The organism is Mycolicibacterium arenosum (genome assembly GCF_024320865.1).
GTDB lineage: Bacteria > Actinomycetota > Actinomycetes > Mycobacteriales > Mycobacteriaceae > Mycobacterium > Mycobacterium arenosum.
Genome location: NZ_JANDBD010000004.1, coordinates 50,309 through 76,911, shown reverse-complemented (window position 1 = coordinate 76,911; position 26,603 = coordinate 50,309). Strand labels below are relative to the sequence as shown.

Genomic DNA, 26,603 nt, shown 5'->3' with positions numbered 1-26,603 from the left:
GGTCCGGGTGCCCGTCACGCCGTTTCGCCTTCACATACGACTTCGAACCGACTATCGCCTCGTACCCTTCGATGCCGATTCCCGCGGTGACGTAGCGGATGAACTCGTAGTTGTCGGGTTCGATCTTCGCCTTGGACATAGCCGAAGTGAGCGAATCTGGTGACGTCACAAGCGATCACGCTAGCCGAGCGTGCGCCGACGTACAGCAGGAACGGCGTGTCGACGTGCAGACACGCACGCTCGCGGAGGGATGCCCACCGCCTGTCTAGCGGGCGACGACGACCGAGGACCCGTGGCCGAACAGGCCCTGGTTGGCGGTGACGCCGACCGTGGCGCCGTCGACCTGGCGGCCGGTGGCCTGTCCCTTGAGCTGCCAGTTGAGTTCGCAGACCTGGGCGATCGCCTGCGCGGGGATCGCCTCACCGAAGCTGGCCAGCCCGCCGGATGCGTTGACGGGAATGCGCCCGCCGATCGTGGTGGCGCCGCTGCGCAGCAACTGCTCGGCCTCGCCCTTGGCGCAGAGTCCCAGGTGCTCGTACCAGTCGAGTTCCAGCGCGGTGGACAGGTCGTAGACCTCGGCGAGGCTGAGATCTTCGGGGCCGATGCCCGCCTCGGCGTAGGCGGCGTCGAGGATCTGATCCTTGAACACCCGCTCCGGACCCGGCACGACAGCGGTGGAATCCGTTGCGATATCCGGCAATTCGGGCAGATGCTGCGGATACTGCGGCGACTGCAGGCTGACGGCCCGCACCGACGGCACGCCCTCGACGGAGCCGAGATGCTTCTGCGCGAACGACTTGCTCGCCACGATCAGCGCGGCCGCACCGTCGGAGGTCGCGCAGATGTCCAGCAGCCGAAGCGGATCCGAGACAACCGGGCTGGCCAGCACGTCGTCGACGCTGGCCTCCTTGCGGTAGCGCGCATTCGGGTTGTTCAGCCCGTGCCTGGCGTTCTTGACCTTCACCGCGGCGAAGTCCTCGAGCGTGGCTCCGTACAGGTCCATCCGACGTCGGGCCAGAAGGGCGAAGTACACCGTGTTCGTCGCGCCGATGAGGTGGAAGCGCTGCCAGTCGGGATCGTTGCGGCGTTCGCCGCCGACGGGCGCGAAGAAGCCCTTCGGTGTGGTGTCGGCGCCGATCACCAGCGCGACATCGCAGAACCCGGCGAGGATCTGCGCCCGCGCGCTCTGCAACGCCTGCGACCCGCTGGCACACGCCGCGTAGCTCGAGGTGACGGGAATCCCGTTCCAGCCCAGCTTCTGAGCGAACGTCGCACCCGCGACGAAGCCGGGGTAGCCGTTGCGGATCGTGTCGGCGCCGGCGACCAGCTGGATCTGTCGCCAGTCCAGGCCGGCCTCGGCGAGCGCGGCACGCGCGGCCACCACGCCGTACTCGGTGAAGTCGCGTCCCCACTTACCCCAGGGGTGCATGCCCGCGCCGAGGATGTACACCGGTTGTGGAGATCCCGTACTCATTCCGCCACCTTCCACGCGTAGGTGATTCGCTCGACGCCCTCGTCGTCGGTGAACAACGGCATGGTGGTCAGTTCCATCTCCATGCCGATCTTCAGGTCGGCGGCGAGCGTGCCCTCGACCACCTTGCCCAGGATGATCAGCCCCTCGTCCGCGAGTTGCACCGCGGCGACCGCGAACGGCTCGAACGGGTCGGGCGACGGGTACGGCGGCGGTGGCGCGTAGCGGTTCTCGGTGTAGCTCCACAGCGTGCCGCGGCGCGCCAGCGGCACCTGCGTGAGCTCATCGCCGTCGCAGCCGGGGTTGGGGCAGTTGTCGGTCCTCGGCGGGAAGACGTAGGTACCGCACTTCACGCACTTGCCGGCGATCAGGTGGGTATCGCCGGAATCGTCGTCGGCGAACCACCCGTCGATGACCGGTAGTCGGGTTGCGGCGTCGGTATCACCAGGCACCCGGTCAGCGTAAACGATCCCAGTCGCAAAACTGAAACGTGTTGCAGTTCTCGCCGTGCCGCGACATCGAGCAGTATGCGCACCAGATCGTCGGGGTTGTCGCGCATCAGGTTGTGTCTTCCCTTCAGTTCGTGGCAGTTCCAGTCCGGGTCGTCACGCACCCGGTCGTACGACGACTGCAGCGGCGAGTCTCCCGGCCAATCGAGTGCGAAGACGTACTCCCGCCGACGGAACCGGGTGAGATCACCGGACAGCCGCAGTTTCTGGATGAGGCTCGCCAGGGGATGCGATGTCGCGCGGTCGTCGAAGAACGCCATCGGCGGCACCCCGAAGCCCGTGTCGTCGACCGCCAGGTACCAGGCGCGCTCCTCGTCGTTCACCAGGTCCCAGCACGCCTCGCCGTCGCGCGGCACCACGGCGTCGAGGAACACCAACGCGTCCACGAGGTCGGAAATCCGGTCGGCGACCCCGGTGATCACCATGCCGCCGTAGCTGTGCCCGACCAGGATGAGCTGACCGTCGGAGGCGTCGGCGTCGGCGTCGACGGCGGCCAACACGTCGGTGATGTGGGTGTCGAGGTTGACGCCGCCGGGCAGCACGTGGGCGCGCTCCGCGACGCCGCTCAGCGTCACTGCGCTCACATGGTGTCCGGCTGACCGCAGCGCAACCGCGAGATCATCGAAACACCATGCGCCGTCGCACATTCCGGGAATCAGTACAAAGGTGGGCATGAGAACTTCCTCTCCGTGTCGACCGCGGGGTGGTCATGTCTCCACCCTCTGCACACAGGATGGATAAGTCCAATACCGTCTACGTCTGTTATCTATAATCAGCGCTTATGGAGCTACGTCAGCTCGAGTACTTCGTCGCGGTCGTCGAGGAGCGCAGTTTCACCAGGGCGGCTCAGCGCGAGCGCGTGGCCCAACCCGCGGTCAGCGCGCAGATCCGGCGTCTGGAACGCCACGTCGGTCAACCCCTGCTGACGCGGTCCAGCCGCGACGTGCGGCTCACCGGCGCCGGCGCCGCGATGCTGCCGTACGCGCGCGCTGCTCTGGCCGCCGTTCGGGACGCCCAGCGTGCGGTCGACGAGGTCGCCGATCTGGTCCGTGGCTCGGTGGCGATCGGCACCGTGACGCTGCACCCGGTGGATGTGGCCGGTCTGATGGCCGCCTTCCACAGCGACTACCCGGATGTCGAGATGACGCTGGGCACGGACACGTCCGATGTCCTGCTCGACGAACTGGCCGCCGGCCGACTGGACCTCGCCATCGTGTCGATCGGCCTCGACGCGGACCCGTCGGACCTGGACCTGCACGTGATCACCGACGAGGCGATCGAGGCCGCGGTCGCCGTCGACCATCCGCTTGCCCGTCGGAAATCAGTGCCGCTGGACGTGCTGTGCAGGTATCCGCTGATCTCACTGCCGATGGGTACCGGTCTGCGCTCGCGGCTCGACTCCGCCTGTGCCGCAGCGGGAGTCACTCCGCGCATCGCCTTCGAGGCCACCAATCCGCTGGAACTCGCCGAATTGGCCGAGCACGGTCTCGGGGTGGCGATTCTGCCCGAATCGATGGCGCGCGACCGCCCCGGACTGCACGCGGTGTCGCTGGCCCCGGCGTTGCACGGCCGGTTGGCGTGGGCCTGGCGGCGCGACATGACGAATCCGGCGGCGCGACTGCTGTGCGAACGGGCGCGACATCAGGCCACTCGCAGCGGCGACTGACGCTGGCGGACGAAGCGACGTCGGTGCCACTGCATAGAGTGGGGCTGTGAGTTCGGCAGTGACTGATACCAAACAGACGTTGATGCTGTTAGACGGCAATTCGCTGGCGTTTCGAGCGTTCTATGCGCTGCCTGCGGAGAATTTCAAGACCAGGGGCGGTCTGACCACCAACGCCGTGTACGGCTTCACCGCCATGCTCATCAACCTGCTGCGTGACGAGCAGCCCAGCCACATCGCCGCGGCGTTCGACGTGTCGCGGCAGACGTTCCGCAAGGATAGGTACCCGGGCTACAAAGAAGGGCGGGCCTCCACGCCGGACGAGTTCCGCGGCCAGATCGACATCACGAAGGAGGTGCTGGGCGCACTCGGCATCACCACGCTGGCGGAGCCCGGCTTCGAGGCCGACGACATCATCGCGACGCTCGCGACGCAGGCCGAGCAGGAGGGCTACCGGGTCCTGGTCGTGACCGGCGACCGCGACTCGCTGCAACTCGTCAGCGACGACGTGACCGTGCTGTACCCGCGCAAGGGCGTCAGCGAGTTGACCCGGTTCACCCCCGATGCCGTGGTCGAGAAGTACGGGCTCACGCCCACCCAGTACCCCGACTTCGCCGCGCTGCGTGGCGACCCCAGTGACAACCTGCCGGGCATTCCGGGGGTGGGGGAGAAGACCGCGTCGAAGTGGATCGTCGAATACGGCTCGCTGCAGTCGCTGGTGGACAACGTCGACAAGGTCAAGGGGAAGGTCGGGGATGCATTGCGCGCCAACCTCTCCCACGTCATCCTGAACCGCGAGCTGACCGATCTGGTCAAGGACGTGCCGCTGCCGCAGACGCCGGACACGCTGAAGATGCAACCGTGGGACCGCGACCAGATCCACCGCCTGTTCGACGATCTCGAGTTCCGGGTGCTGCGTGACCGACTCTTCGACACGCTGGCGTCGGCCGACCCCGAGGTCGAGGAGGGATTCGACATTCGCGGCGGGGTCCTGGAGCCGGGTGCGCTGCCCGAGTGGCTCGCGGAGCACAGTCGGGGTAAGCGCTTCGGGTTGGCCGTCGTCGGAAGCCACCGGGCGTTCGACTCCGACGCAACCGCTCTGGCGATCGTCGCCGCCGACGGCGAGGGCTGCTACATCGACACGGCCACCATCGATTCCGACGACGAGGCCGCGCTGGCCTCCTGGCTGGCCGACCGGGGCGCGCAGAAGGCGTTGCACGAGGCGAAGCTGGCGATGCACGACCTCGCGGGCCGTGGCTGGACGCTGAACGGCGTCACCTCCGACACCGCACTGGCCGCCTACCTGGTCCGGCCGGGCCAGCGCAGCTTCGCGCTCGACGATCTCTCCCTGCGCTACCTCAAACGCGAATTGCGCGCGGACAATCCTGAGCAGCAACAGCTTTCGTTGCTCGATGACGCGGACGGCGTCGACGATCAGGCTGTCCAGACCCTGCTGCTGCGGGCGTCGGCGGTGGCCGATCTCGCCGAAGCTCTCGACGAGGAACTGGCGCGCATCGACTCGTCGGCGCTGCTCGGTCAGATGGAGTTGCCGGTCCAACGCGTGCTGGCCGAACTCGAGCACGTCGGAATCGCGGTCGACCTCGATCTGCTCCGCGCGCTGCAGAGCACGTTCGCCGACCAGATCCGCGACGCGGCGGAGGCGGCGTACGCGGTGATCGGCAAGCAGATCAACCTCGGCTCGCCGAAGCAGCTGCAGGTCGTGCTCTTCGACGAGCTGGAGATGCCGAAGACCAAGCGCACCAAGACGGGGTACACCACCGACGCCGATGCGTTGCAGGGCCTGTTCGACAAGACCGGCCATCCGTTCCTGCAGCACCTGCTCGCGCACCGCGATGCGACCCGGCTCAAGGTCACCGTCGACGGGCTGCTCGCGTCGACCGCCGCGGACGGCCGAATTCACACCACGTTCAATCAGACCATCGCCGCGACGGGCAGGTTGTCGTCGACCGAGCCGAATCTGCAGAACATCCCGATCCGCACCGAGGCCGGACGGGAGATCCGCAACGGTTTCGTCGTCGGCGACGGTTACGCCGAACTGATGACCGCCGACTACAGCCAGATCGAAATGCGGATCATGGCGCACCTTTCGGGCGACGCCGGACTCATCGAGGCGTTCAACACCGGTGAGGACCTCCATTCGTTCGTGGCGTCTCGCGCCTTCGACGTGCCGATCGACGACGTCAACGCCGAACTGCGACGCAGGGTGAAGGCCATGTCGTACGGACTGGCGTACGGACTCAGCGCCTACGGCCTGGCCGCCCAGCTGAAGATCAGCACCGAAGAGGCGAAAGTTCAGATGGAGCAGTACTTCTCGCGGTTCGGCGGCATCCGCGACTACCTGCGCGACGTCGTCGACCAGGCACGCAAGGACGGCTACACGTCGACGGTGTTCGGACGCAGGCGGTACCTGCCGGAGCTCGACAGCAGCAATCGCAACGTCCGCGAAGCCGCGGAACGGGCCGCGCTCAACGCGCCGATCCAGGGCAGCGCCGCCGACATCATCAAGGTCGCGATGATCAACGTCGACACGGCCATCAAGGAGTCCGGGTTGGCGTCGCGCATGCTGCTGCAGGTGCACGACGAACTGCTGTTCGAGGTCGCCGACGGCGAGCGCGACGCACTCGAGAAGCTGGTGCGCGACAAGATGGGCAGCGCCTACCACCTCGACGTTCCGCTCGAGGTCTCGGTCGGGTACGGCCGAAGCTGGGATGCCGCAGCGCACTAGGCGTTCGAGGTCCGCTGTTCGATCCGCTCGCGGTGTTCGTGGGCGATCAACTCGTAGGGGCCGGTCGGCAGGCGCCAGTGGAACGTGATCGCCGCGAGCCGCAGGACCGTGGCGACCGTCGACCCGATGACCACACCCAGCCACTGGGCTCCGACGTGGTCGACGAGGACGTAGAGCACCGAGCCCAGAACCGCCGGGGCCGCATACATGTCGTCGGGCCCCATCACCATCGGCACGTCGCGGGCTACGACGTCGCGCATGACGCTGCCCGCGATCGCCGACACGATTCCGAGCAGGGCTGCGGCGAACCAGGTGGCGCCGTGGTCCACGGAGATCGCCGCGCCGGACGTCGCGAAGAAACCCATACCGAGCGCGTCGAGGACCAGAACCAGCTGGGTGAGCTTGATGACGAGCCTCGCGAAGACGGTGGTGGCGATCGACACGACGACGCAGAGCGTGACATCGGGCCAGCGTTGCAGCGAGGTCGGCGGGTCGACGCCCAACAGCAGGTCGCGTAGCACGCCCCCACCGGTTCCGGTGAGCGCGGCGAGCGCTGCGATCCCGAACAGGTCGAATCCCTTGCGGATGCCGACCACCGCACCCGATGCGGCCAGCACCGCGATGCCGGCGTAGTTGACGATGTGTTGGATCACGGCCGCACGCTACGGCCGGACCCCGGGACTGCTCTGACGAGTTGCTGAGCTACGTGCCCGGCGCGCGGTAGTCGGCCAGATACTGCAAACCGGGGGCGGCCGACCGGGCCGCCAGCACCCAGTACGCCTCCTCGTTCTGCAGCGCGACCACGCGCTCGTCGCTGAAGCCGCGATCGATGCGGTCGCGAACGAAGGCGAGTTCGACCACCTGAGCGGCGAAGGCCTTCACCGGCTTGGCGGCGGCCTTACCCCCGCGCCTGGTCACCTCGGCGATAGCGGCCTTGCGGGTTTTGATCGACCCGAGCCACGTCGCCTCGTTGGCGGTCACCAGGTTGGCGGCGACCATGCCCGGCAGCTTGGTGGCCGCGAGGCGCTGTTCGTGACGCCGGCTGGCGACGGCCAGCCAGACGGCCAGCCCGAAGCACGGCACCATCCAGACCAGGTAGACGACGAAGTAGGTCTCGATGCCGATCACCGTCGAGCCGTTCCACAACCCGTGCATGAACACCGCGCCCAGGTAGCCGAGCAGGATGCAGCCGATCTTGGCGAAGACGTTGTGCCGGTGCATCGCGAAGTAGACGCCGACGCCGATCGACAGCGTGAACAGCGGATGGGCGAACGGCCCCATGATCAGCCGAAGACCCGCGGTCACCAGGGCCTCTCCGACGTCGGCGCCGCCTGCGATGTACATGATGTTCTCGACCCAGGCGAAGCCGATCGCCGTTATCCCCGCGTAGACCAGGCAGTCGGTCAGCGAGTTCAGCTCCTGGCGGCGTCTTCCCGTCAGCATGAGCAGCAGGAACGCGCCCTTGAGCGCCTCCTCGACAAGCGGAGCGCCGAGCGCCACCGTCGCGGCGCTGGCCGTTTCGGGTCCGAGCAACGGCACGGCCAGCGCCTCGAACACCATCTCCAATCCGACCGAGAAGACGACGGCCACGGACGCACCCCAGACGAAGGCCATCACCACGAGCCGTGGCGGCTCGGGCTCGTAGCGGTCCAACCAGACGAACGTCCAGACCACCACCAGCAGCGCGGCGGTCGCGAGAACGATTCCGATCACCGCGCCGACGGGGTTGACCAACACGAACAACAGCACGATGAGGCCCGCGACGGTGCCCATGGCGATGATCGCGGCGAGCGGCGCCCCGACTTTGCGGATGCGCCGCGGGAGCGGTGGGACGAACTGCTGTGGGTGAGCGGGGGGCTGCGGCGTCGCGGCATACGTCACGCCGGGAGGATATCGGGCGAGAGGGACCGTTCAGAACCCGGTTTGTCCAGCTAGTACCCAGGCGAGTAGTCTCGACGAGTACTCGTCTGTGCACGATTGCGAGTGCACAGCACCATCTCGGCGCTCGCGCGTCGAAAACCAACAGTAAACGTCCCTACGATCACACCTGTCCGGAGCCACCCACCACATGCCAAGTCCCTCTGTCACCTCACCGCAAGTAGCCCTCAACGACATCGGCTCTGCGGAGGACTTCCTCGCCGCCATCGACAAGACCATCAAGTACTTCAACGATGGCGACATCGTCGAAGGGACCATCGTCAAGGTGGACCGCGACGAGGTTCTGCTCGATATCGGTTACAAGACCGAAGGGGTCATCCCTTCTCGCGAACTCTCCATCAAGCACGACGTCGACCCCAATGAGGTTGTGTCCGTCGGCGATGAGGTCGAAGCCCTCGTTCTCACCAAGGAGGACAAGGAAGGCCGACTGATTCTGTCCAAGAAGCGCGCTCAGTACGAGCGTGCCTGGGGCACCATCGAAGAACTCAAGGAGAAGGACGAGGCCGTCAAGGGCACCGTCATCGAGGTCGTCAAGGGCGGCCTGATCCTCGACATCGGCCTGCGCGGCTTCCTGCCCGCGTCGCTCGTCGAAATGCGTCGCGTCCGCGATCTTCAGCCGTACATCGGCAAGGAGATCGAGGCCAAGATCATCGAACTCGACAAGAACCGCAACAACGTGGTGCTGAGCCGCCGCGCCTGGCTGGAGCAGACCCAGTCCGAGGTGCGCAGCGAGTTCCTCAACCAGCTCACCAAGGGCGCGATCCGCAAGGGTGTCGTCAGCTCGATCGTCAACTTCGGCGCGTTCGTCGATCTCGGCGGCGTCGACGGTCTGGTTCACGTCTCCGAGCTGTCCTGGAAGCACATCGATCACCCGTCCGAGGTCGTCCAGGTCGGCGACGAGGTCACCGTCGAGGTCCTCGACGTCGACATGGATCGCGAGCGGGTTTCGCTGTCGCTCAAGGCGACTCAGGAAGATCCGTGGCGCCACTTCGCGCGTACCCACGCGATCGGTCAGATCGTGCCCGGCAAGGTCACCAAGCTGGTGCCGTTCGGTGCGTTCGTTCGCGTCGAGGAGGGCATCGAGGGCCTGGTGCACATCTCGGAGCTGTCCGAGCGTCACGTCGAGGTCCCGGACCAGGTGGTCCAGGTCGGCGACGACGCCATGGTCAAGGTCATCGACATCGACCTGGACCGGCGCCGTATCTCGCTGAGCCTCAAGCAGGCCAACGAGGACTACACCGAGGAGTTCGACCCCTCGAAGTACGGCATGGCCGACAGCTACGACGACGCGGGCAACTACATCTTCCCCGAGGGCTTCGACTCCGAGACCAACGAATGGCTCGAGGGCTTCGAGAAGCAGCGTGACGAGTGGGAGGCCCGGTACGCCGAGGCCGAGCGTCGTCACAAGATGCACACCGCCCAGATGGAGAAGTTCGCCGCGGCCGACGCGGAGGCCGCCAGCCGGCCTGCCACGAACGGCACGTCGTCCTCGTCGTCGAGCTCGGGCGAGCCGTCCGGCGGCACGCTCGCCAGCGACGCGCAGCTCGCCGCGCTGCGCGAGAAGCTGGCGGGCAACGCCTAGTCACAGCAACGCGAGAACGTCCCGGCTCCTCGGAGCCGGGACGTTTTTCGTTGTGGGGGTTGAGGATACGTGCACGTATCGCTTTTTGACAATGATTTTCATTAGTTGGTTGACTCCCCGCTGTGAAACGAGTCCTCGCCGTCCTGTCCGCGTCGCTTCTCACGGCGGGGTGCGCCGCTGACCAGGCCGACCCGCCGCCGACGACGGCTCCCGCCCCGATCGAGCGCGGATCGGCCACACCCCGGCTGGCCCTGAGCTACGACGGCGGCGTGCTCGTCGTCGATGCGCGCACCCTCAACCCCATCGCCGACATTCCCGTCGACGGGTTCGTGCGGCTGAACCCGGCAGCCAACGGCCGACACGTGCTGGTGTCCCAATCGGAGGGTTTCACGGTCCTCGACATGGGCACCTGGACCGACGAACACGGCGACCACGGTCACCACTACACGGCGCCGCCGCTGCTCACCGGAATTCGATTCGGCGGTAGCGAACCCGGCCACGTCGTCGCTCACGACGACAGGCTCACACTGTTCAGCGACGGCACCGGTGCCATCGACGTCGTCGATCCCGACGACCTCCTCGACGGCGGCACCGCGACGACCGACGCGCTGACCCGCGAACCCCACCACGGCGTCGCCGTGGCACGGGCCGACGGGTCGATCGTCGTCAGCGTGGGCGACGAGGAGACCCGCTCCGGGCTGGCGATCCTCGACGCATCCGGCCGCGAGATCGCCGCCAGCGACGAATGCCCCGGTGTGCACGGCGAAGCGGCTGCCGCCGACGGTGCCCTGACCTTCGGCTGCGAGGACGGAGTCCTGATCGTCCGCGGCAACGACATCCTGAAGGTGGCCAGCCCGGACCCCTACGGTCGTATCGGAAACCAGGCCGGCCACGAACGCTCGACCGTCGTCCTCGGCGACTACAAGACCGACCCGGACGCGGAAACCGAACGGCCACAGCGTTTCGCCCTGATCGACACCGCAACCGGTGCGCTGCGTGTGGTGCCGCTGCAGGCGAGCTACAGTTTCCGCTCACTCGACCGCGGGCCCTCCGGCGAGGCCGTCATCCTCGGCACGGACGGTGCCCTGCACGTCTTCGACGCGGCCTCTGCGCGGCAGATCCACACTCACCCCGTCATCGACGCGTGGACCGAACCAGACGAGTGGCAGTCGCCGATGCCGAACCTGCACGTGCAGGACGGGGTCGCCTACGTGACGGACCCCGCGACACGTCGCCTGGTGGCCGTCGACCTCGGTTCCGGATCGACGGTGGCCGAGACCATGCTCGAACATCCGACGATCGAACTCACCGGTGTCGAGGGCTGATCGCGATCACCTGGCTGACAGACTGGTGCCGTGCTGCGCATTGGGTTGACCGGCGGGATCGGCGCCGGCAAGTCGACGGTGTCCGCGACGTTCAGTGAGCTGGGAGGCATCGTCGTCGACGGCGACGTGATCGCCCGCGAGGTCGTCGAACCCGGCACCGATGGGCTCGCCAGGCTCGTGGAGGCGTTCGGCGAGGAGATCCTGCTGCCGGACGGGGCGCTCAACAGACCGGCGCTGGCCGCTGTGGCGTTCAGCGACGACGACAAACGCCAGACGCTCAACGGCATCGTGCACCCGTTGGTCGGCAAGCGCCGTGAGGAACTGATCGCGGCCGCTCCGGCGGATGCCGTCATCGTCGAGGACATCCCGCTGCTGGTCGAATCGCAGATGGCGCCGATGTTCCCGCTGGTGATCATCGTGCACGCCGACGAGGAGGTGCGGGTGGCGCGGCTCATCGAGCACCGCGGGTTCAGCGAGGAGGACGCGCGCGCGCGGATCCGGGCACAGGCCACCGTCGAGCAGCGACGCGCCGTCGCCGACGTGTGGCTGGACAACTCCGGAGACGCCGATGAGCTGCGGACACGGGCTGCGGCGCTGTGGCACGACCGCATCCAGCCGTTCGCGCGCAACCTCGACGCCGGGATCCCGGCCACGGCCCCGCCGGTGTTGGTCGCCGCGGATCCGACGTGGCCCGAGCAGGCCACCCGCATCGTCAACCGGCTCACGACGGCGTGCGGACACCGCGCGGTCCGGATCGACCACATCGGTTCGACGGCTGTGCCGGGACTGGACGCCAAGGACGTCATCGACGTCCAGGTGACCGTGTCGTCGCTCGACGTCGCCGACGAACTGCGGGACGCACTGGTCGCCGCGGGCTATCCGCGGGTGGATTCGATCGTGTTCGACCATCCGCATTCCGATGACGAGTCGTTGTGGCAGAAGCGCTTTCACGCCTCGGCCGATCCGGGCCGACTGACCAACGTGCACGTGCGGGTCGACGGGTGGCCCAATCAGCGATTCGCGCTGCTGTTCCGTGACTGGCTTCGAGCCGAATCCGCAGCACGCGACGAGTATCAGGGGCTCAAGCGGCGGGTCGCCGCCGAGGGTCACGCCACGCCGGACTCGTACGCCGACGCGAAGGAACCCTGGTTCGCCGATGCGTACCGCCGCGCGTCGGCGTGGGCTGACGCCACCAACTGGCGACCCTGAACCGGCTCCAAGAAAACTGCGAGAATCGCCGGGTTTCATCACTCCCATCGACAGCGCGGCTCACCGGGAGCCGCCATCCGGAGGAGTGGACCATGGCGGCCGAAAACGCTCGCAACGAGGACGTGGCGGTGTGCCGGAACATGGGCGCCGCGGTTCTCGCAGCCATCGGGCTGGCGGTGCTGCTCTCGGTGGGGCCGCCCGCCGGCGATGAACCCGATCCGCTCACGGCGACGCACGGTCACAGCGTCGACGCCGGCTTCGGCTGGTGACAGGGGCCGCGTCCGCGCTGCCGATGCTCGCTAGGCCGGGGGAGCGGTCACGACCGGGGGTGCCGGTTCGGCGGGCGGCACATCGGCAGGCAGCGGCGCATCCACCGGCTCGGTGTTGCCGGTCGGGAAGTTCGTCACCGTTCCGCAGCTGAGAATGCCGTACCCCGGGTCGTTGCGCTGAGGTGTGAAACGCGGCGCGACGAACTGGTCGGCCTGCGCGACGACCTGATCGTCCACCAGGATCTCGCAGTGCAGGCTGGCGGTGTACGGCCACTGGATCGACACCTGCATGCCGGCGTTCTGCGGATCGGTGACGACACCTGTGGCCTCGAACATCCGGCCGGGGACCATGGTCGGGTCGGCGGTGTTGAATTCGGTGTCGGACAGCTTGTACGTGATCGACGCCCCGCGCGAGACCCCGTCGACGCGGGCCCGGTAGATGACGTTGTGAGGGCCGGGGCCGAACTCCGGTTGGGGCTGGACGTCCGCGGCGGGCGCGGGAGCCGGCGGCACGTCGGGATCGGGCTGGGCCAGCGCGATCGGCGCGGTCGTCGAGGCGCCGATCGTCAGCACGGCGGCTACCGAAACGGTTAGCCGCGCTACCTTGGTAGCGGTCATAAGATCAAACCTTACGCCGAACGCCAGGTGAGAACCATTTCGCGGCTTGCCAACCACCGGTCCAGGTCGTAGTCGTGCCGAGCCAGCCCGTCCACCGCCGCGAAGGCCGTGGAGAGGGCCTCATCTGCGGATTCGGTGTCCAGCAGCCCTCCTGCCACGGCGGCGGTGAACTCGTCCACATCGGTCATCGACGCCTCCAGACCGGTGCGCACCACCAGGTCCAGATAGTGATCCTCGGCGGTCCACACCGCGCCGTCCCTGGTGAACCGCCCGACGTCGAGGTAGTAGTCCTGAACGCGTTCGTACCCCGGATTGAAGTGGAAGATCGTGGCCCGCAACCCGAGTGACGGCAACAGCCACGACTCCAGGTAGTGGAACTGCTGCCGTCCCGGAGTGGGCCTGGCCATGTACAGGCCCCATGGTTGCTCGACGTAGACGTCGACGGCGCGCACGATGCCCTTGGGGTCGGTGTTGGTGTACGCCTCGACGTCGAACGTCTCCCGTTTCGGCGGGTGAATCGGCATCGGTCAGCCCCGGAGCCGCCGCAGGTCGAGCACGCGGGGTCCCTGCCCCGGCCGCCGGGTGGTCAGCCGGAGCACCAGGCCGAGGATCGCGAACACCCACACCCCGGTCCACAGCAGCTTCACCGCGTCCCAACTGCTGCACTGCTCGGACGGACCGTTTCGGCTGTAGGCGCAACTGACACCGAGTACCTCGGCGACAGCGCGCGGCCCCGGCACGAATACCAGCACCAGGCACGCGGCGCTGAGCAGCAACAACAGCAAGCCGAGCAGGCGCAGTGCGACGCGGACGGGTGCTGGCACGGCGCCAGCGTACGACGGCGGCCCGACCACCGGAATGAATGTGTCGGACTACGCGCTTAACCTGGGGACCATGGCCTTCGCGACCGAATACCCCGTGCTGGCGCACTCCGAGTACCGCCCCGTCGACTCGGTCGTGCGTACCGGCGCCGACTTCAAGGTCGTCAGCGAGTACGAACCCGCCGGCGACCAGCCGGCGGCGATCGCGGAGTTGGAACGTCGCATTCAGGCGGGGGAGCGCGACGTCGTGCTTCTCGGCGCCACCGGCACCGGTAAGTCGGCGACGACGGCCTGGCTCATCGAACGGCTGCAGCGACCCACGCTGGTGATGGCGCCCAACAAGACGCTCGCCGCCCAGCTCGCCAATGAGCTGCGAGAGATGTTGCCGCACAACGCCGTCGAGTACTTCGTGTCGTACTACGACTACTATCAGCCCGAGGCTTACATCGCTCAGACGGACACCTACATCGAGAAGGACAGCTCGATCAACGACGACGTCGAACGGTTGCGTCACTCGGCGACGTCGAGCCTGCTGTCGCGGCGGGACGTCGTCGTGGTGGCCTCGGTGTCCTGCATCTACGGCCTCGGCACGCCGCAGTCCTACCTGGACCGCTCCGTCGAACTGCAGGTGGGCCAGGAGGTGCCGCGCGACGGCCTGCTGCGGATGCTCGTCGACGTCCAGTACACGCGCAACGACATGGCCTTCACCCGCGGCTCGTTCCGGGTGCGCGGCGACACCGTGGAGATCATCCCGTCGTATGAGGAACTCGCCGTCCGCATCGAGTACTTCGGCGACGAGATCGAGGCCCTGTACTACATGCACCCGCTGACCGGTGACGTCGTCCGCAAGGTCGACTCGCTGCGGGTGTTCCCGGCGACGCACTACGTCGCCGGCCCGGAGCGGATGGCGATGGCCATCTCGTCCATCGAGAAGGAGTTGGAGGAGCGCCTGGCCGAACTCGAGGGCCAGGGCAAGCTCCTGGAGGCGCAGCGGTTGCGCATGCGCACCAACTACGACGTCGAGATGATGAAGCAGGTCGGCTTCTGCTCGGGGATCGAGAACTACTCGCGCCACATCGACGGCCGGGGGCCGGGCACGGCGCCCGCGACGCTGATCGACTACTTCCCCGAGGACTTCCTGCTGGTGATCGACGAGTCGCACGTCACGGTGCCGCAGATCGGCGGCATGTACGAGGGGGACATGTCCCGCAAGCGCAACCTCGTCGACTTCGGCTTCCGACTCCCCTCGGCGGTCGACAACCGCCCGCTGACGTGGGAGGAGTTCGCCGACCGAATCGGTCAGACCGTGTACCTGTCGGCCACCCCCGGTGCGTACGAGATCAGCCAGGCCGGCGGCGAGTTCGTCGAGCAGGTCATCCGGCCGACCGGGCTGGTCGACCCGCAGGTGATCGTGAAGCCGACCAAGGGTCAGATCGACGACCTCATCGCCGAGATCCGGCAGCGCACCGAGCGCGACGAGCGCGTTCTGGTCACCACGCTGACCAAGAAGATGGCCGAGGACCTCACCGACTACCTGCTGGAAACCGGCATCCGGGTGCGCTATCTGCACTCCGAGGTCGACACGCTCCGCCGCGTCGAACTACTCCGTCAGCTCCGGCTGGGCGAGTACGACGTGCTGGTCGGCATCAACCTGCTGCGCGAGGGGCTGGACCTGCCGGAGGTGTCGTTGGTGGCGATCCTCGACGCCGACAAGGAGGGCTTCCTGCGGTCACCGCGCAGCCTCATCCAGACCATCGGCCGCGCGGCGCGCAACGTGTCCGGCGAGGTGCACATGTACGCGGACACGATGACCGACTCGATGAAGCAGGCGATCGACGAGACCGATCGCCGGCGCGCGAAGCAGATCGCCTACAACGAGGCCCACGGCATCGACCCGACTCCGCTGCGCAAGAAGATCGCCGACATTCTGGATCAGGTCTACCGCGAGGCCGACGACACCGAACGAGTCGAGGTCGGCGGTTCCGGACGCAACTCGTCGCGCGGCAGGCGCGCGCAGGGCGAGCCGGGTCGCGCCGTCAGCGCGGGCGTGGTGGAGGGACGCGACACGTCGAACATGCCGCGAGCCGAACTCGCCGACCTCATCAAGGACCTCACCGAGCAGATGATGACCGCCGCACGCGATCTGCAGTTCGAACTCGCCGCCCGGATTCGCGACGAGATTCAGGACCTCAAGAAGGAGCTGCGCGGCATGGATGCCGCGGGCCTGAAGTAGTCGGGAGGCACCCGGTTCTCCCACCGCTTGATCTCAACCGTGGTTGAGCTCATAGCGTGTGCGGCATGACGCAGATCGACGCCCCGACGGGCGGGTGGCGCGAGCTTCTCGGGCCGAAGAACCTGGGCGCCTCCACGGTGCTGGCCGGTGGTGTGGCGCTCTACGCCACCAACGAGTTCCTCACGATCAGCCTGCTCCCCAGCACGGTCGCCGAGATCGGCGGTCAGCGCCTGTACGCGTGGGTGACCACGGTCTACCTGGTCGCCTCGGTGGTCGCCGCTACGACGGTGAGTGCGACGCTGGCCCGCCTCGGCCCGCGGTGGTCCTATCTGGCGGGGCTCTCGGTGTTCGGGCTCGGCAGCCTGCTGTGCGCATTGGCGCCGTCGATGGAACTGCTGCTGGTGGGGCGCGTGGTCCAGGGTGCGGCGGGTGGTCTCATCGCCGGGCTCGGCTACGCCGTCATCAACTCGGCTCTGCCGCAATCCCTCTGGACGAAGGCGTCGGCGCTCGTCTCGGCGATGTGGGGAGTGGGGACGCTCCTCGGCCCCGCCGCGGGCGGCCTGTTCGCCCAGTACGGTTCGTGGCGCTGGGCGTTCGGCGCCCTGCTGGTGATGACGATGATCATCGCCGCGCTGGTGCCGTTCGCGCTGCCCGCTCGGACGCGTGCCGCCGCGACGGCGACCGACCGGATTCCGGTGTGGTCGCTGCTGCTGCTGGGATCGGCCGCCCTCGTCGTCAGCGTTGCGGGCATTCCCAGCGACATCGTCTGGACGGCGGTGCTTCTCGGCGCGGGGGCCGCGCTGGTGGCGCTCTTCCTCGTCGTCGACCGTCGGGTGTCGGCCTCGGTGCTGCCGCCGACCGCGTTCCGGCCGGGCCCGCTGAAGTGGGTCTACCTGACGCTGGGCGTGCTGATGGCGGCGACGATGGTCGATCTGTACGTGCCGCTGTTCGGTCAGCGGTTGGCCGGACTGACGCCGGTGGCCGCCGGCTTTCTCGGAGTGTCGCTGGCGGTCGGATGGACGGTCAGCGAGATCACCAGTGCGTCGGCGACCGCAGCGCGGACCGTCCGCCGCATCGTGGCGGTCGCCCCGCTCGTCATGGCCACCGGCCTGGCGCTGGCGGCCCTGACGCAGGTCGACGACGCGCCGCTGGGGGTCGTGACGATCTGGGTGGTCGCGCTGGTGATCACCGGCTGTGGCGTCGGGATGGCCTGGCCGCACCTATCGGCGTGGGCGATGGGTGGCGTCGACGATCCGGCCGAGGGCGGCCGCGCTGCGGCGGCGATCAACACGGTGCAGCTGATCTTCGGTGCGTTCGGTGCCGGCCTCGCAGGCATCGTGGTGAATGCGAATGCGCACGGCGGCGCGGATGCGTCGCGCTGGGCGTTCGCAATCTTCGCGGCACTGGCGCTGCTCGGCGTGATCGCGTCCTATCGCGCCGGTCGGGGGCGCACCGCGGTCTAGTCGGGATCCTCGTCGAGTTGCCGCACGCCGGACACCCCGTCGATGTCGGCGAGCAGCATCGGCGCCTTCAGGATCCCGGTGCCGCTCAGCGTGAGCTGCACGCCGACGTGTCCAGCGGGGGCCCCGAGCGGTTCACCCGGCGGGTCGGCGGCGAGTTCTGTCAGCTGCCAGTTGCGCCTGCGACACGCTTCCAGGATGTTGCGCAAGACCCCGCGGCCGTCCTCGTAGGTGATGTGCACCTGAATCGAACCGCTGAGCCGAGCCGCCAGCCGTCGAGCGAACGGCATGAACCCGAGCACGATCATGAAGTGCATCGCCGTCACGGTGCAGGCCAGCAGGAGCAGGCCGGAGCCCGCCGCCATGCCGATGGCGGCGGACTCCCACACCGCCGCCGCCGTCGTCAGGCCGTGGACCGAGCCGCGCCGGAAGATGATGATGCCGGCTCCGAGAAAACCGATGCCCGAGACGATCTGAGCTGCGACGCGGGACGGATCGACCACGACGAGGTCGGGTTGAAGGACATCCTGGAAGCCGTACTTGCTGACGAGCAGGATGAGCGCGGCGGCGGTTCCGACGATGGTCTGCGTGCGCAGGCCCGCGCTCTTGCCCTGAATCTCGCGCTCCAGGCCGATGAGTGCGGTGAGCCCGAAGGCGACGAACAACTCGACGATCTGGCGGGTGCCCTGTCCGGGGCCGCCGAAGAACGGGGGATCGGCAAGCAACTCCTGCATGGGGACAAGTTAGCGCCTGGCGCTAGCGATCAGGCCGATTCAAACGGTCGCGGCGCGCACTGAAGCCTGCGACTGTGGTGTGCACAATGCGGGTGTGGCTGAGAGGCTAGGCACCGGCCTGCAAAGCCGTTTACACGGGTTCGAATCCCGTCACTCGCTCGCATCGCACCTGCGGCATGATGCCCGGGTGAGCTTCTCCGCCTCTTCGATCGCCGATCTCATCGCGTCACTCGACGTCGAGCAGGTCGATGAACAGCATTTCGTCGCCGACCAGATGGACAACCCCGCGCATCACATCGTGGGCGGCCACATCGCCGCCCAATCGCTGATGGCGGCCAGCCGAACCGTTCCCGGTCGCACGCCGCACAGTGCGCACGCCTACTATCTGCGCGCCGGTGACGCGCGGCGCCCGGTGGAGTTCCACGTGGAGGTGGCCCGTGACGGCGGCACGCTGTCCACCCGGCGGGTGACCGCGCGCCAGGACGGGCAGGTCCTGATCGAGATGCTCGCGTCCTTCAGCATCGAGATCGACGATGCCGAACACCAACTCCCGATCCCCGCAGTGCCGCAACCGGATTCGCTGCCGTCCATCCACGAGCAGCTGCGCGACTACGCCGACGAGTTCGGCGGCCACTGGGTGCGCAAGCAGCCGTTCGACCTCCGCTACGTCGACGTGCCGCCGCGGCTGGCCGTCGAACACCCCGAACGGTCACCGAAGATGCGGATGTGGTGGCGGGCCAGTGAACCCCAGCCCGTCGATCCCGTGCTAGGCAGCTGCCTGCTGACCTACCTGTCGGGCACCACGATGCTGGAGGCCGCGGTCGTGATGCGGGGTGCCACGCCCGTCACGACGTTCAACGCGCTGATCGACCACGCGCTGTGGTTCCACCGTCCGGTCGACCTCACCGATTGGGTGCTCTCCGAACAGTTCTCGCCCAGCGGACTCAACGGCCGCGGACTGGCGAGCGCCACGATGTTCAACCGCTCCGGTGCGCTGGTGTGCGTCGCAACGCAGGAGGTGTACTTCGGCGCTGAACGCACGGGCTGATAGTCACCGCGTCGAGCGCGTCACCTGGGCGATGTTGAACTGCCATCGCTCGGCGATCTGGAAGCCGAGCGACTCCTCGACCCGGTACGCGGGCGCCTCGCGCATGCGGGGGCCGGGATCGATGTCGAGTCCCGCGTCGTAGCTGGAGAGTGTCGGGTCGCGGTCGGTCACCGTCCAGATCACCGTGCAGCGTCGCACCGCGTCGGTTACCGCCCAGATGGCGACGGGGGCGTCCCACAGCGTGTTCCGATCGGTCGCGCGCATCCCGCGACCGGGGTCTACCAGCGTCTCGAACGCGGCGGGCCGCGCCGCGGTGATCGGCCGGACGAGTCCCGGTCGCCACCTGATGGTGTTGTCGAAGACGATGCAGTCGCCCGCCGCCGCCTCCGCGGTCAGGAGATCGGCGATCCGGCTGTAGTCCATGCCCTCCTTGCCGTACTGCCCGCGCTGGGCGAACACGAAGTTGGGCGTCGCCGCGACCGCCAGCGCCGCGAGGACGGCGGTGACCTTCTCCCTGGTGCGGACGAGCGCGACGACCCCGATCGCGATGAGCAGCGCCGCGGCAGGCGCGGTGTAGCAGAGGTAGCGCGGATAGTAGACGGGCTCGGCCACGGCGGAGTACAGCACCAGCACGGTCGTCGGCAGGACCACCCATACGACCGCCGTGCCGGCGAGAACCCGAGTGTCCTTGTCCAGCAATGCGAATCGGCGCAACACCAGCGTCGCGATCAGGATCGCGGCGACGCCGAGGGCGAACGGCAGACTGTGGTCGAAGTACTGCTCGTACGCGATCTCGCGGAGCTTGTCCGGCGTCAGCGGTGAGATCCACCGAACCTGACCGATCTGAGACCTGCTGAACAGTGCGTACGGTGCCAGCACGCTCGCCGCGGCCGCCACCGCGATCGCCCAGCGCCTGGCGGTGGCGCGCGTGGGTGCGGTCAGCAGCACCAGCACCGCGTGGGGCAGCACGATCAACGCGGTGAAGAGATTCAGCACCGTCACCGCGACGAGCGCCGCGGCGTACCCGATCCACCAGTCACGACGATCCCTCCGCAGCGCGGTGACCAGCAGCACGGTCGACCAGACGGCACCCGCCGTCGCCAACGCGTAGGGGCGGGCTTCGATGGCCGCCCAGGTGGTCCTCGGCAGGATGGCGAAGGCTACGCCCGCGGTCACGGCGACCGTTCGAGACGTGTGCTGCCGCGCCAGCACGACGACTCCCGCGGCCGCGACGCCGACTGCGAAGCAGCTCGGCACCCGCACCCAGAACTCGGTCGCGGGCACAACGCTCAGCCAGGCGTGCATCAGCAGGTAGTAGAGACCGTGGACCACGTCGATGTTGCCCAGCATCCGCCACAGCTCGGGGACGGACCGCGTGGCCGCGGAGATCGTCGCGGCTTCGTCGAACCAGAACGACGGCCGGGCCGCGCCCGCCGAGCTGAGCACTGTCGCGAAGACGGCGACCGCGAGCGCATCCCAACGGCCGGGTGCGTTGACCCGGTTCCGCCGTGCGGGCGCGGTTTCGCCCGCTCTGAGCGACGGCTGCACGTCAGCTACGTCTCGTCGGGCACCACTGAGCTTCCATCCCACCGTTTGATACCGGGAACCACGACGTCCAGCAACTCGAGCGCGCGCCCCACGGTCTGGTCGACGATGTCGTCGATCGATTGGGGCAGCGCGTAGAACGCGGGCACGGGCGGCATCACGATGGCCCCGTTGGCGGTCGCGCGCGCCATCAGGTCGATGTGTCCGGCGTGCAACGGCGTCTCGCGGAGGAGCAGCACCACCCGTCGCCGCTCCTTGAGGCACACGTCGGCGGCGCGGACCACCAGTTCGTCGTTGTAGGAGTTGGCGATTCCACTCAGTGTCTTCACCGAGCACGGTGCCACCAGCATGCCCGCCGTGCGGAACGATCCCGACGACACCGCCGCCCCGATGTCCCGAGGGTGGTAGAGGTGATCGGCCAGTGCCCGCACGTCCTCGACGCTGTGCGTGGTCTCGTGGGCGATGGTGCGGTGCGCCGACGAGGTGAGGATCGCGTGCGTCTCCACGTCGGCGATTCGCCGGAGCAGTTCGAGCGCGCGGATTCCGTAGACGGCCCCGGAGGCGCCGGTGATCGCCACGATGACGCGCTTCATCCCGGCCCTCCGTATGCGGCTGCGGCCGTGGCGATCACCGACATCGCGTCCCGCACCTCGGTGCCGCCCGTGTCGGATGTCACGGCGGTCATCGCCGCGACGGCCCGTTCCGCGGGTGTCCCGGAGACCGGTGTGAGGGCGTGTCCGGCGAGGAACGAGTCGAGTTCGGCGAGCTCGATCAGCTCGGCGTCGAGTTCGAGTGCCTTCACCCGGTCGCGGAACTGCGCAGTCGCCGTCGACGGCGCGGGCGGCGGGCCGGCCTTCAGCCGGGTGCGCACCGCCCGCAGTGGCGCCACGATCTCGCGCTGCCAGGAACCGACCCGGTCGGCGGCTGCGGCGACGTCATCGTCGTGTACCGCGCATCCACGGACGGCGCCGACGTACGCGGCGAAAAGGAGCACGTTCACATCGACATCACAACGATTCTGGATGAGCAGCGTCGCCGGGGACACGCCGTCCTCCTCGTAGATCGCCAGCGCGAATCGCTGGAATCCGGATTCGGCGGCGCTCATCGTGCAGCGGAATGGCCGCAACCCCTTGCCCCGACGATCATGAAACGGTACTTGTTGTATTCGCTGGGTTCCACCACGCAGAGAGTATGAGACATCCCTCGTGCCGTTTCAGGATTTCCGGGAGTTCCTCGACGCCCTGCGTGCGCAGGGTGAACTGATCGACGTCGATCGACCCGTCGCGCTCGAACTCGAGGTCGCCAAGGCCATGCGCAAGAGCGCGGCGGTTGCCGGACCCGCCGTCGTGTTCAAGGACAACGGCACCCGGTTTCCGCTAGTGGGCGGCGTGTACAACTCGAACGCCAAGGCGCTGATCGCCTACGGCTGCGATAGGGAGAACGTCTTCGACGAGATCGTTACACGACTGAGCACCCGCATACCGCCGACGTATGTCGACGACGGCCCGGTGCACGAGAACGTCATCCTCGGCGACGACATCGACCTGTCGATCCTGCCCGTCCCGCGCTACAGCCCCGACGACGGCGGCCCGTACATCACCCCCGGCTTCGTGGTCAGCCACGACCCCGAGACCGGCGTACCGGACATCGGCCACTACCGCTGCGAGATCATCGACACCAAGACGATGTCGATGATGGCCGCCCCCAGCCATCGGTTCGCGAAGAACCAGGCCAAGGCACTGCGCATGGGGCACAAGACGTTTCGCGCAGCACTCGTAATCGGCGTCGATCCCATGATCGCCTACGCATGCCCGATCCAGGTACCCGAGGACACCAACGACTGGGAGGTCGTCGGAGGCTTGCGCGGGGCCTCCGTCGAACTCGTCAAGTGCCGCACCAACGAGGTGTACGTCCCGGCCCACGCCGAGGTCGTCATCGAGTTCGAGGTCGACTTCTCGCAGACCGTGGAGGAGGGTCCGCTCGGCGAGTACACCGGCTACTACACGCCCGCATCGCCGAAACCCGTTGTCCGCCCGACGGCCATCACCCATCGCCACGGCGCCTACTTTCAGGCACTGCTGACCGGCAGACCCACGACCGAGAACCACATCCTGAAGCAGTTGTCGTTCGAGGCGTCCTTCTACGACATGTTCCGTCAGCAGTTCCCGACGGTGACGGCCGTCGCCATCCCGCCATCCGGCGGCGTCTACTTCCGTCTGGTCATCGCGATGCGGCCGCGGTATTCGGGCGAGGCCCGCAGCGCGATCCTCGCCGCTATGGGCAGCAACCTGCGACCGAAGACGGTAGTCGTGGTCGATCCCGACATCGACGTTCACGATTCGGAACAGGTCGAGTGGGCGATGGCCTTCCGCACGCAGCCGGCGCGCGACGTCATCATCGTGGACAGCCTGCCCGGAGGGGTCCTCGACCCGACGGCCGACGAAACGCTACCCGCCGATCAGCGCACCGGGTCGGCGATCGGCATCGACGCCACGTACCCGTACGGCACGGTGATCAAGACCGTGGGCGATCTGTGTGGGCCGGCGTCGGAGGAGCACGGCGGACACGTCGTGGAAGTGGCCGACATTCCCGGCTGGCGCGATTACGACTTCCCCGAACTAGACGCCAAATAGCCGTACGCAGGAGGCTCAGTGCCCGAGATCGACCACAAGATCAAGATCGATGCCACCCCCGAGCGGGTCTTCGCGGCCCTGTCGACGCTGGACGGCGTCAAAGGCTGGCACACGCCGACCGCGTCGGGAACGGGTGCGGTCGGAAGCGAATGGGTGTTCTCGTTCGCCGATCACCCGGAATTCGGCTGGGAGGTCACCGAATCGGAGGCGCCGAGTCGAGTCGTCTGGCGATGCACCAGGGGTCCGGGGGACTCGGTGGGCACGACGGCCACCTTCACCGTTGCGCCCGTCGGCACTCGAACCCTGCTGGAACTGCAGCACGCGGGCTGGCCCGGCACGCACGGCAACTTCCGCAAGTGCAACACCACTTGGGGCGTGCTGCTGCATCATCTTCGCGACTTCGTCGAAACCGGCGACACCGTAACGGCATTCGAGTAAGGACCGGTCATGCCGCAGCAGAGTCTCAGCGAGTTCGTCGATGCGATGGAGAAGGCGGGCATGCTCGTCCGCGTCAAGGAGGAGAAACGCGTCGACGAACTGCCCGCGGTGATGGAGGCCCATCCGCTGACCGCAGTTCTCGTCGAGAAGGTCACCGACTGCGAGTTCCAGTTCCTGGCCAACGCCTACTCGAACCAGGACCAGACCGCGTGGGCACTGGGCTGCGAGAAGAGCGAAACCGGTCGCCGGATGGTCGAACTCGGCAAGGGGCGCATCAAGCCCGAGATCGTCGACACCGCGCCGTGCAAGGAGGTGATCCTCACCGGAGCCGACGTCGACCTGACCCGGCTGCCGCTGTTCCTGCACCACGATCGCGACGGCCATGCGTACACCAACGACAACCTCGTCGTCACCAGGCATCCGGACACCGGCGTCTACGACTGGGGCATCTACCGCAGCATGTTCCGCACGAGAACCGAGAAGATGTTCGACATGACGTGCACGTCGCATCGCGCGCGACTCCACGCTCAGGCGGCGCAGGCCAAGGGGCACAATCTCGAATTGGCGATCGTCCTCGGCGGGCCCCTCGTCGACAAGGTCGCCGCGCTGACGGGGGTGCCGCCGGGCACCGACGACTTCGAGGTGCTCGGCAACTTCTACGGCCATCCGGCGAAGTTGGTGAAGTGCGAGACCATCGACCTGCTCGTGCCCGCCAACGCGGAGATCGTCATCGAGTGCGAGCTGATGGCCACCGAGGGCCTGACCCACGACGAGGGTCCGTACGGCGAATTCACCGGAATGTACGGCGGCGGAATCAAATCCAACTTCCGCGCGGTCGTCAAGGCGATGACCTTCCGTAAGGGCGGGATATTCCAGCACGCCACGATCGGCGGAAACCACCCCTGGTACACCGACAACATGTTGCAGCTGCCCATGATCGAGTCCGACCTGTACAACGGGCTCGCGATGGCGGGTATCGACGTCAAGGAGGTCCGCGCGCCGCTCGGCGGCCTGTCCAACATCGTCTACGCGAAGATCAGCCCGCGCGGAGCGGGGGATTCGATGCAGGCGCTCGGCGTCATGCTGACGTGCTCGAAGCAGGGTCTGCCGAAGATCGCGATGGTGTTCGACGAGGACGTCGACATCTGGGACGACAACGCCGTGCAGTTCGCGATGGCCTTTCGGTACATGCCGCACCTGGACACCCTGACGATCCCCAACGGCAACACCATGACGGTGGATCCGATGATCGCCGAGGACGCCGCGCCGGGTACCTCGTCGAAGATCGGCCTCGACTGCACGATTCCGATGAGCCCGAAATTCGTGCGCTCGCACTTCGACCGCAGCACGGTGTTCGAGCTCGGCGATCCGCCGCCGGATCTCGTTGTGAAGTCCGAAGAGGAGATCACGTCGGACATGGCGGCTCTCATCCGCGAGGCGCCGCGGACGTGGAAGGAGATCCTGCAGCACTTCAACGGTCAGCCCTACCGCGCCGTGTACGGGGCGTTCAGCAACCTCCGACCCCAACTCGGCCGGTGCGACGACGAGCCGTGGTACCGGTACACGTTCTCCGACACCGACTTTGCCGTCACCCCCGGGGAGGCGCCGCCGCGCAATTTCGACCCGAGGCACCGGACGGAGTGATCGTCGATGCCAGAACGTTTGAGGCCGAATCGCTTTGACCGGCCGGGCGCGGATTCCATGACGCACGTCACGCTCAAGCGCGGGATGCGACGCAGTCCGCAGGCGTCGCTCGCGGGTTCGGTTACTCACGAACCCGATTCATCCGCGGGCGGGCTGGCTACCATCGGTGCTGCTAGAAGCGCGCCATCCGAGCGAATTGCACCCCCAATGGGGTCGGACGGGTTACTGTCTCGGGTGGCTTTAGCAATCGAGAGTGGAGGGCATGGATGAGCGGCTATCAGACCGTAGTCGTCGGCACGGACGGTTCGGATTCGTCGCTGCGCGCGGTGGAACGTGCCGCGCAGATCGCCGCCGGGTCAGGCGCGAAGCTGATCGTCACCACCGCGTACTTCCCGCAGAGCGAGGATTCCCGCGCAGCCGACGTGCTGAAGGACGAGGGCTACAAGATGTCCGGCAATGCGCCGATCTACGCCATCCTGCGGGAGGCGAAGGACCGCGCCACCGCGGCGGGTGCGCAGAACGTCGAGGAGAAGGCCGTCGTCGGCGCTCCCGTTGACGCTCTCGTCGAACTCGCCGAGGAGTCGAATGCCGACCTTCTGGTCGTCGGCAACGTCGGTCTGAGCACCATTGCGGGCCGGTTGCTGGGGTCCGTGCCCGCCAACGTGGCGCGTCGCTCGAAGACCGACGTGCTGATCGTTCACACCAGCTGAGACCCGA

The 26,603-nt window shown here is 67.6% G+C and carries 24 protein-coding genes, 1 tRNA gene and 1 pseudogene; 14 read left to right on the top strand and 12 right to left on the bottom strand.

Annotated features, from left to right (window positions below; genetic code table 11):
- Positions 1–265: 265 nt before the first annotated feature.
- The 3 genes and pseudogenes from NM203_RS10470 to NM203_RS10460 all read right to left on the bottom strand — a co-directional run.
- Positions 266–1,474, bottom strand: a complete 1,209-nt coding sequence (locus NM203_RS10470; RefSeq protein ID WP_255059819.1) for a lipid-transfer protein — start codon at positions 1,472–1,474, stop codon at positions 266–268.
- A complete protein-coding gene (locus NM203_RS10465; RefSeq protein ID WP_255059818.1) occupies positions 1,471–1,923 on the bottom strand; it encodes a Zn-ribbon domain-containing OB-fold protein in 453 nt (150 codons plus the stop codon). Before NM203_RS10465 ends, NM203_RS10470 begins: the two co-directional genes overlap by 4 nt.
- A 56-nt stretch (positions 1,924–1,979) precedes the next feature.
- Positions 1,980–2,654 (bottom strand): annotated as a pseudogene (locus tag NM203_RS10460) (alpha/beta hydrolase); the annotation flags it as partial.
- A gap of 107 nt (positions 2,655–2,761) precedes the next feature.
- On the opposite strand from NM203_RS10460, the gene NM203_RS10455 reads away from it, so the two are divergent.
- Both NM203_RS10455 and polA read left to right on the top strand, forming a co-directional pair.
- Positions 2,762–3,646 carry a LysR family transcriptional regulator gene (locus NM203_RS10455; protein ID WP_255059816.1) on the top strand — a complete coding sequence of 295 codons (885 nt, stop codon included), beginning with the start codon at positions 2,762–2,764 and terminating at the stop codon, positions 3,644–3,646.
- An 82-nt stretch (positions 3,647–3,728) separates the two neighbouring features.
- A complete protein-coding gene (gene polA / locus NM203_RS10450; RefSeq protein ID WP_255060392.1) occupies positions 3,729–6,389 on the top strand; it encodes a DNA polymerase I in 2,661 nt (886 codons plus the stop codon).
- On the opposite strand, the gene NM203_RS33320 is transcribed toward polA, so the two are convergent.
- Entirely contained in the window at positions 6,386–7,042 is a 657-nt protein-coding gene (locus NM203_RS33320) for a trimeric intracellular cation channel family protein (protein WP_255059814.1), read from the bottom strand. The genes polA and NM203_RS33320 overlap by 4 nt on opposite strands.
- A 49-nt stretch (positions 7,043–7,091) precedes the next feature.
- A complete protein-coding gene (locus tag NM203_RS10440) occupies positions 7,092–8,270 on the bottom strand; it encodes a PrsW family intramembrane metalloprotease (protein ID WP_255059813.1) in 1,179 nt (392 codons plus the stop codon).
- Positions 8,271–8,457: 187 nt separating this feature from the next.
- On the opposite strand from NM203_RS10440, the gene rpsA reads away from it, so the two are divergent.
- From rpsA to NM203_RS10420, 4 genes are all read left to right on the top strand, one after another.
- Positions 8,458–9,909, top strand: a complete 1,452-nt coding sequence (gene rpsA, locus NM203_RS10435) for a 30S ribosomal protein S1 (RefSeq protein ID WP_255059811.1) — start codon at positions 8,458–8,460, stop codon at positions 9,907–9,909.
- Between the two features lie 122 nt (positions 9,910–10,031).
- The gene (gene aztD / locus NM203_RS10430) at positions 10,032–11,234 is read left to right on the top strand and encodes a zinc metallochaperone AztD (RefSeq protein ID WP_255059810.1); all 1,203 of its coding nucleotides are present in this window, start codon (positions 10,032–10,034) and stop codon (positions 11,232–11,234) included.
- Between the two features lie 30 nt (positions 11,235–11,264).
- On the top strand, positions 11,265–12,443 hold the full coding sequence (gene coaE, locus NM203_RS10425; protein WP_255059808.1) for a dephospho-CoA kinase: 1,179 nt from the start codon (positions 11,265–11,267) through the stop codon (positions 12,441–12,443).
- Positions 12,444–12,535: 92 nt separating this feature from the next.
- Complete coding sequence (locus NM203_RS10420; RefSeq protein ID WP_255059807.1) at positions 12,536–12,712, top strand: hypothetical protein; 177 nt, start codon at positions 12,536–12,538, stop codon at positions 12,710–12,712.
- Between the two features lie 30 nt (positions 12,713–12,742).
- Here NM203_RS10420 and NM203_RS10415 read toward each other — a convergent pair whose 3' ends face one another.
- Genes NM203_RS10415 through NM203_RS10405 form a run of 3 tightly spaced genes read right to left on the bottom strand, consistent with a single transcriptional unit; the run spans position 12,743 to position 14,154 of the window.
- Positions 12,743–13,330, bottom strand: a complete 588-nt coding sequence (locus NM203_RS10415) for a hypothetical protein (RefSeq protein ID WP_255059806.1) — start codon at positions 13,328–13,330, stop codon at positions 12,743–12,745.
- Between the two features lie 11 nt (positions 13,331–13,341).
- Complete coding sequence (locus tag NM203_RS10410; RefSeq protein ID WP_255060391.1) at positions 13,342–13,848, bottom strand: ribonuclease FAU-1 family protein; 507 nt, start codon at positions 13,846–13,848, stop codon at positions 13,342–13,344.
- Between the two features lie 9 nt (positions 13,849–13,857).
- Entirely contained in the window at positions 13,858–14,154 is a 297-nt protein-coding gene (locus tag NM203_RS10405) for a hypothetical protein (RefSeq protein WP_255059805.1), read from the bottom strand.
- Positions 14,155–14,224: 70 nt separating this feature from the next.
- On the opposite strand from NM203_RS10405, the gene uvrB reads away from it, so the two are divergent.
- Complete coding sequence (gene uvrB / locus NM203_RS10400; protein WP_255059804.1) at positions 14,225–16,384, top strand: excinuclease ABC subunit UvrB; 2,160 nt, start codon at positions 14,225–14,227, stop codon at positions 16,382–16,384.
- A gap of 65 nt (positions 16,385–16,449) precedes the next feature.
- Positions 16,450–17,847 (top strand): MFS transporter, encoded by a 1,398-nt coding sequence (locus NM203_RS10395; protein ID WP_255059803.1) that lies wholly within the window; start codon positions 16,450–16,452, stop codon positions 17,845–17,847.
- Here the strand turns inward: NM203_RS10395 and NM203_RS10390 are convergent.
- Positions 17,844–18,578 (bottom strand): MgtC/SapB family protein, encoded by a 735-nt coding sequence (locus NM203_RS10390; RefSeq protein ID WP_255059802.1) that lies wholly within the window; start codon positions 18,576–18,578, stop codon positions 17,844–17,846. The genes NM203_RS10395 and NM203_RS10390 overlap by 4 nt on opposite strands.
- 88 nt (positions 18,579–18,666) lie before the next feature.
- Between NM203_RS10390 and NM203_RS10385 the strand changes: the two genes are divergently transcribed.
- Positions 18,667–18,737 (top strand) — tRNA-Cys (locus tag NM203_RS10385).
- A 28-nt stretch (positions 18,738–18,765) separates the two neighbouring features.
- Positions 18,766–19,626: an acyl-CoA thioesterase gene (locus tag NM203_RS10380; protein WP_255059801.1), complete on the top strand. Its 861-nt coding sequence runs from the start codon at positions 18,766–18,768 to the stop codon at positions 19,624–19,626.
- A 3-nt stretch (positions 19,627–19,629) separates the two neighbouring features.
- Here the strand turns inward: NM203_RS10380 and NM203_RS10375 are convergent, their stop codons facing one another.
- Genes NM203_RS10375 through NM203_RS10365 form a run of 3 tightly spaced genes read right to left on the bottom strand, consistent with a single transcriptional unit; the run spans position 19,630 to position 22,276 of the window.
- The gene (locus tag NM203_RS10375) at positions 19,630–21,174 is read right to left on the bottom strand and encodes a glycosyltransferase family 39 protein (RefSeq protein WP_255059800.1); all 1,545 of its coding nucleotides are present in this window, start codon (positions 21,172–21,174) and stop codon (positions 19,630–19,632) included.
- Between the two features lie 5 nt (positions 21,175–21,179).
- A complete protein-coding gene (locus NM203_RS10370) occupies positions 21,180–21,764 on the bottom strand; it encodes a UbiX family flavin prenyltransferase (protein WP_255059799.1) in 585 nt (194 codons plus the stop codon).
- On the bottom strand, positions 21,761–22,276 hold the full coding sequence (locus tag NM203_RS10365; protein ID WP_255059798.1) for a TIGR02444 family protein: 516 nt from the start codon (positions 22,274–22,276) through the stop codon (positions 21,761–21,763). Before NM203_RS10365 ends, NM203_RS10370 begins: the two co-directional genes overlap by 4 nt.
- Before the next feature lie 100 nt (positions 22,277–22,376).
- On the opposite strand from NM203_RS10365, the gene NM203_RS10360 reads away from it, so the two are divergent.
- The 4 genes from NM203_RS10360 (at position 22,377) to NM203_RS10345 (ending at position 26,596) form a co-directional block, all read left to right on the top strand.
- Entirely contained in the window at positions 22,377–23,804 is a 1,428-nt protein-coding gene (locus tag NM203_RS10360) for a UbiD family decarboxylase (RefSeq protein ID WP_255059796.1), read from the top strand.
- A gap of 18 nt (positions 23,805–23,822) precedes the next feature.
- Complete coding sequence (locus NM203_RS10355; RefSeq protein ID WP_255059795.1) at positions 23,823–24,242, top strand: SRPBCC family protein; 420 nt, start codon at positions 23,823–23,825, stop codon at positions 24,240–24,242.
- A 9-nt stretch (positions 24,243–24,251) separates the two neighbouring features.
- Positions 24,252–25,886, top strand: a complete 1,635-nt coding sequence (locus tag NM203_RS10350) for a UbiD family decarboxylase (protein WP_255059794.1) — start codon at positions 24,252–24,254, stop codon at positions 25,884–25,886.
- Between the two features lie 266 nt (positions 25,887–26,152).
- Positions 26,153–26,596 carry a universal stress protein gene (locus NM203_RS10345; RefSeq protein WP_255059793.1) on the top strand — a complete coding sequence of 148 codons (444 nt, stop codon included), beginning with the start codon at positions 26,153–26,155 and terminating at the stop codon, positions 26,594–26,596.
- Positions 26,597–26,603: the final 7 nt, after the last annotated feature.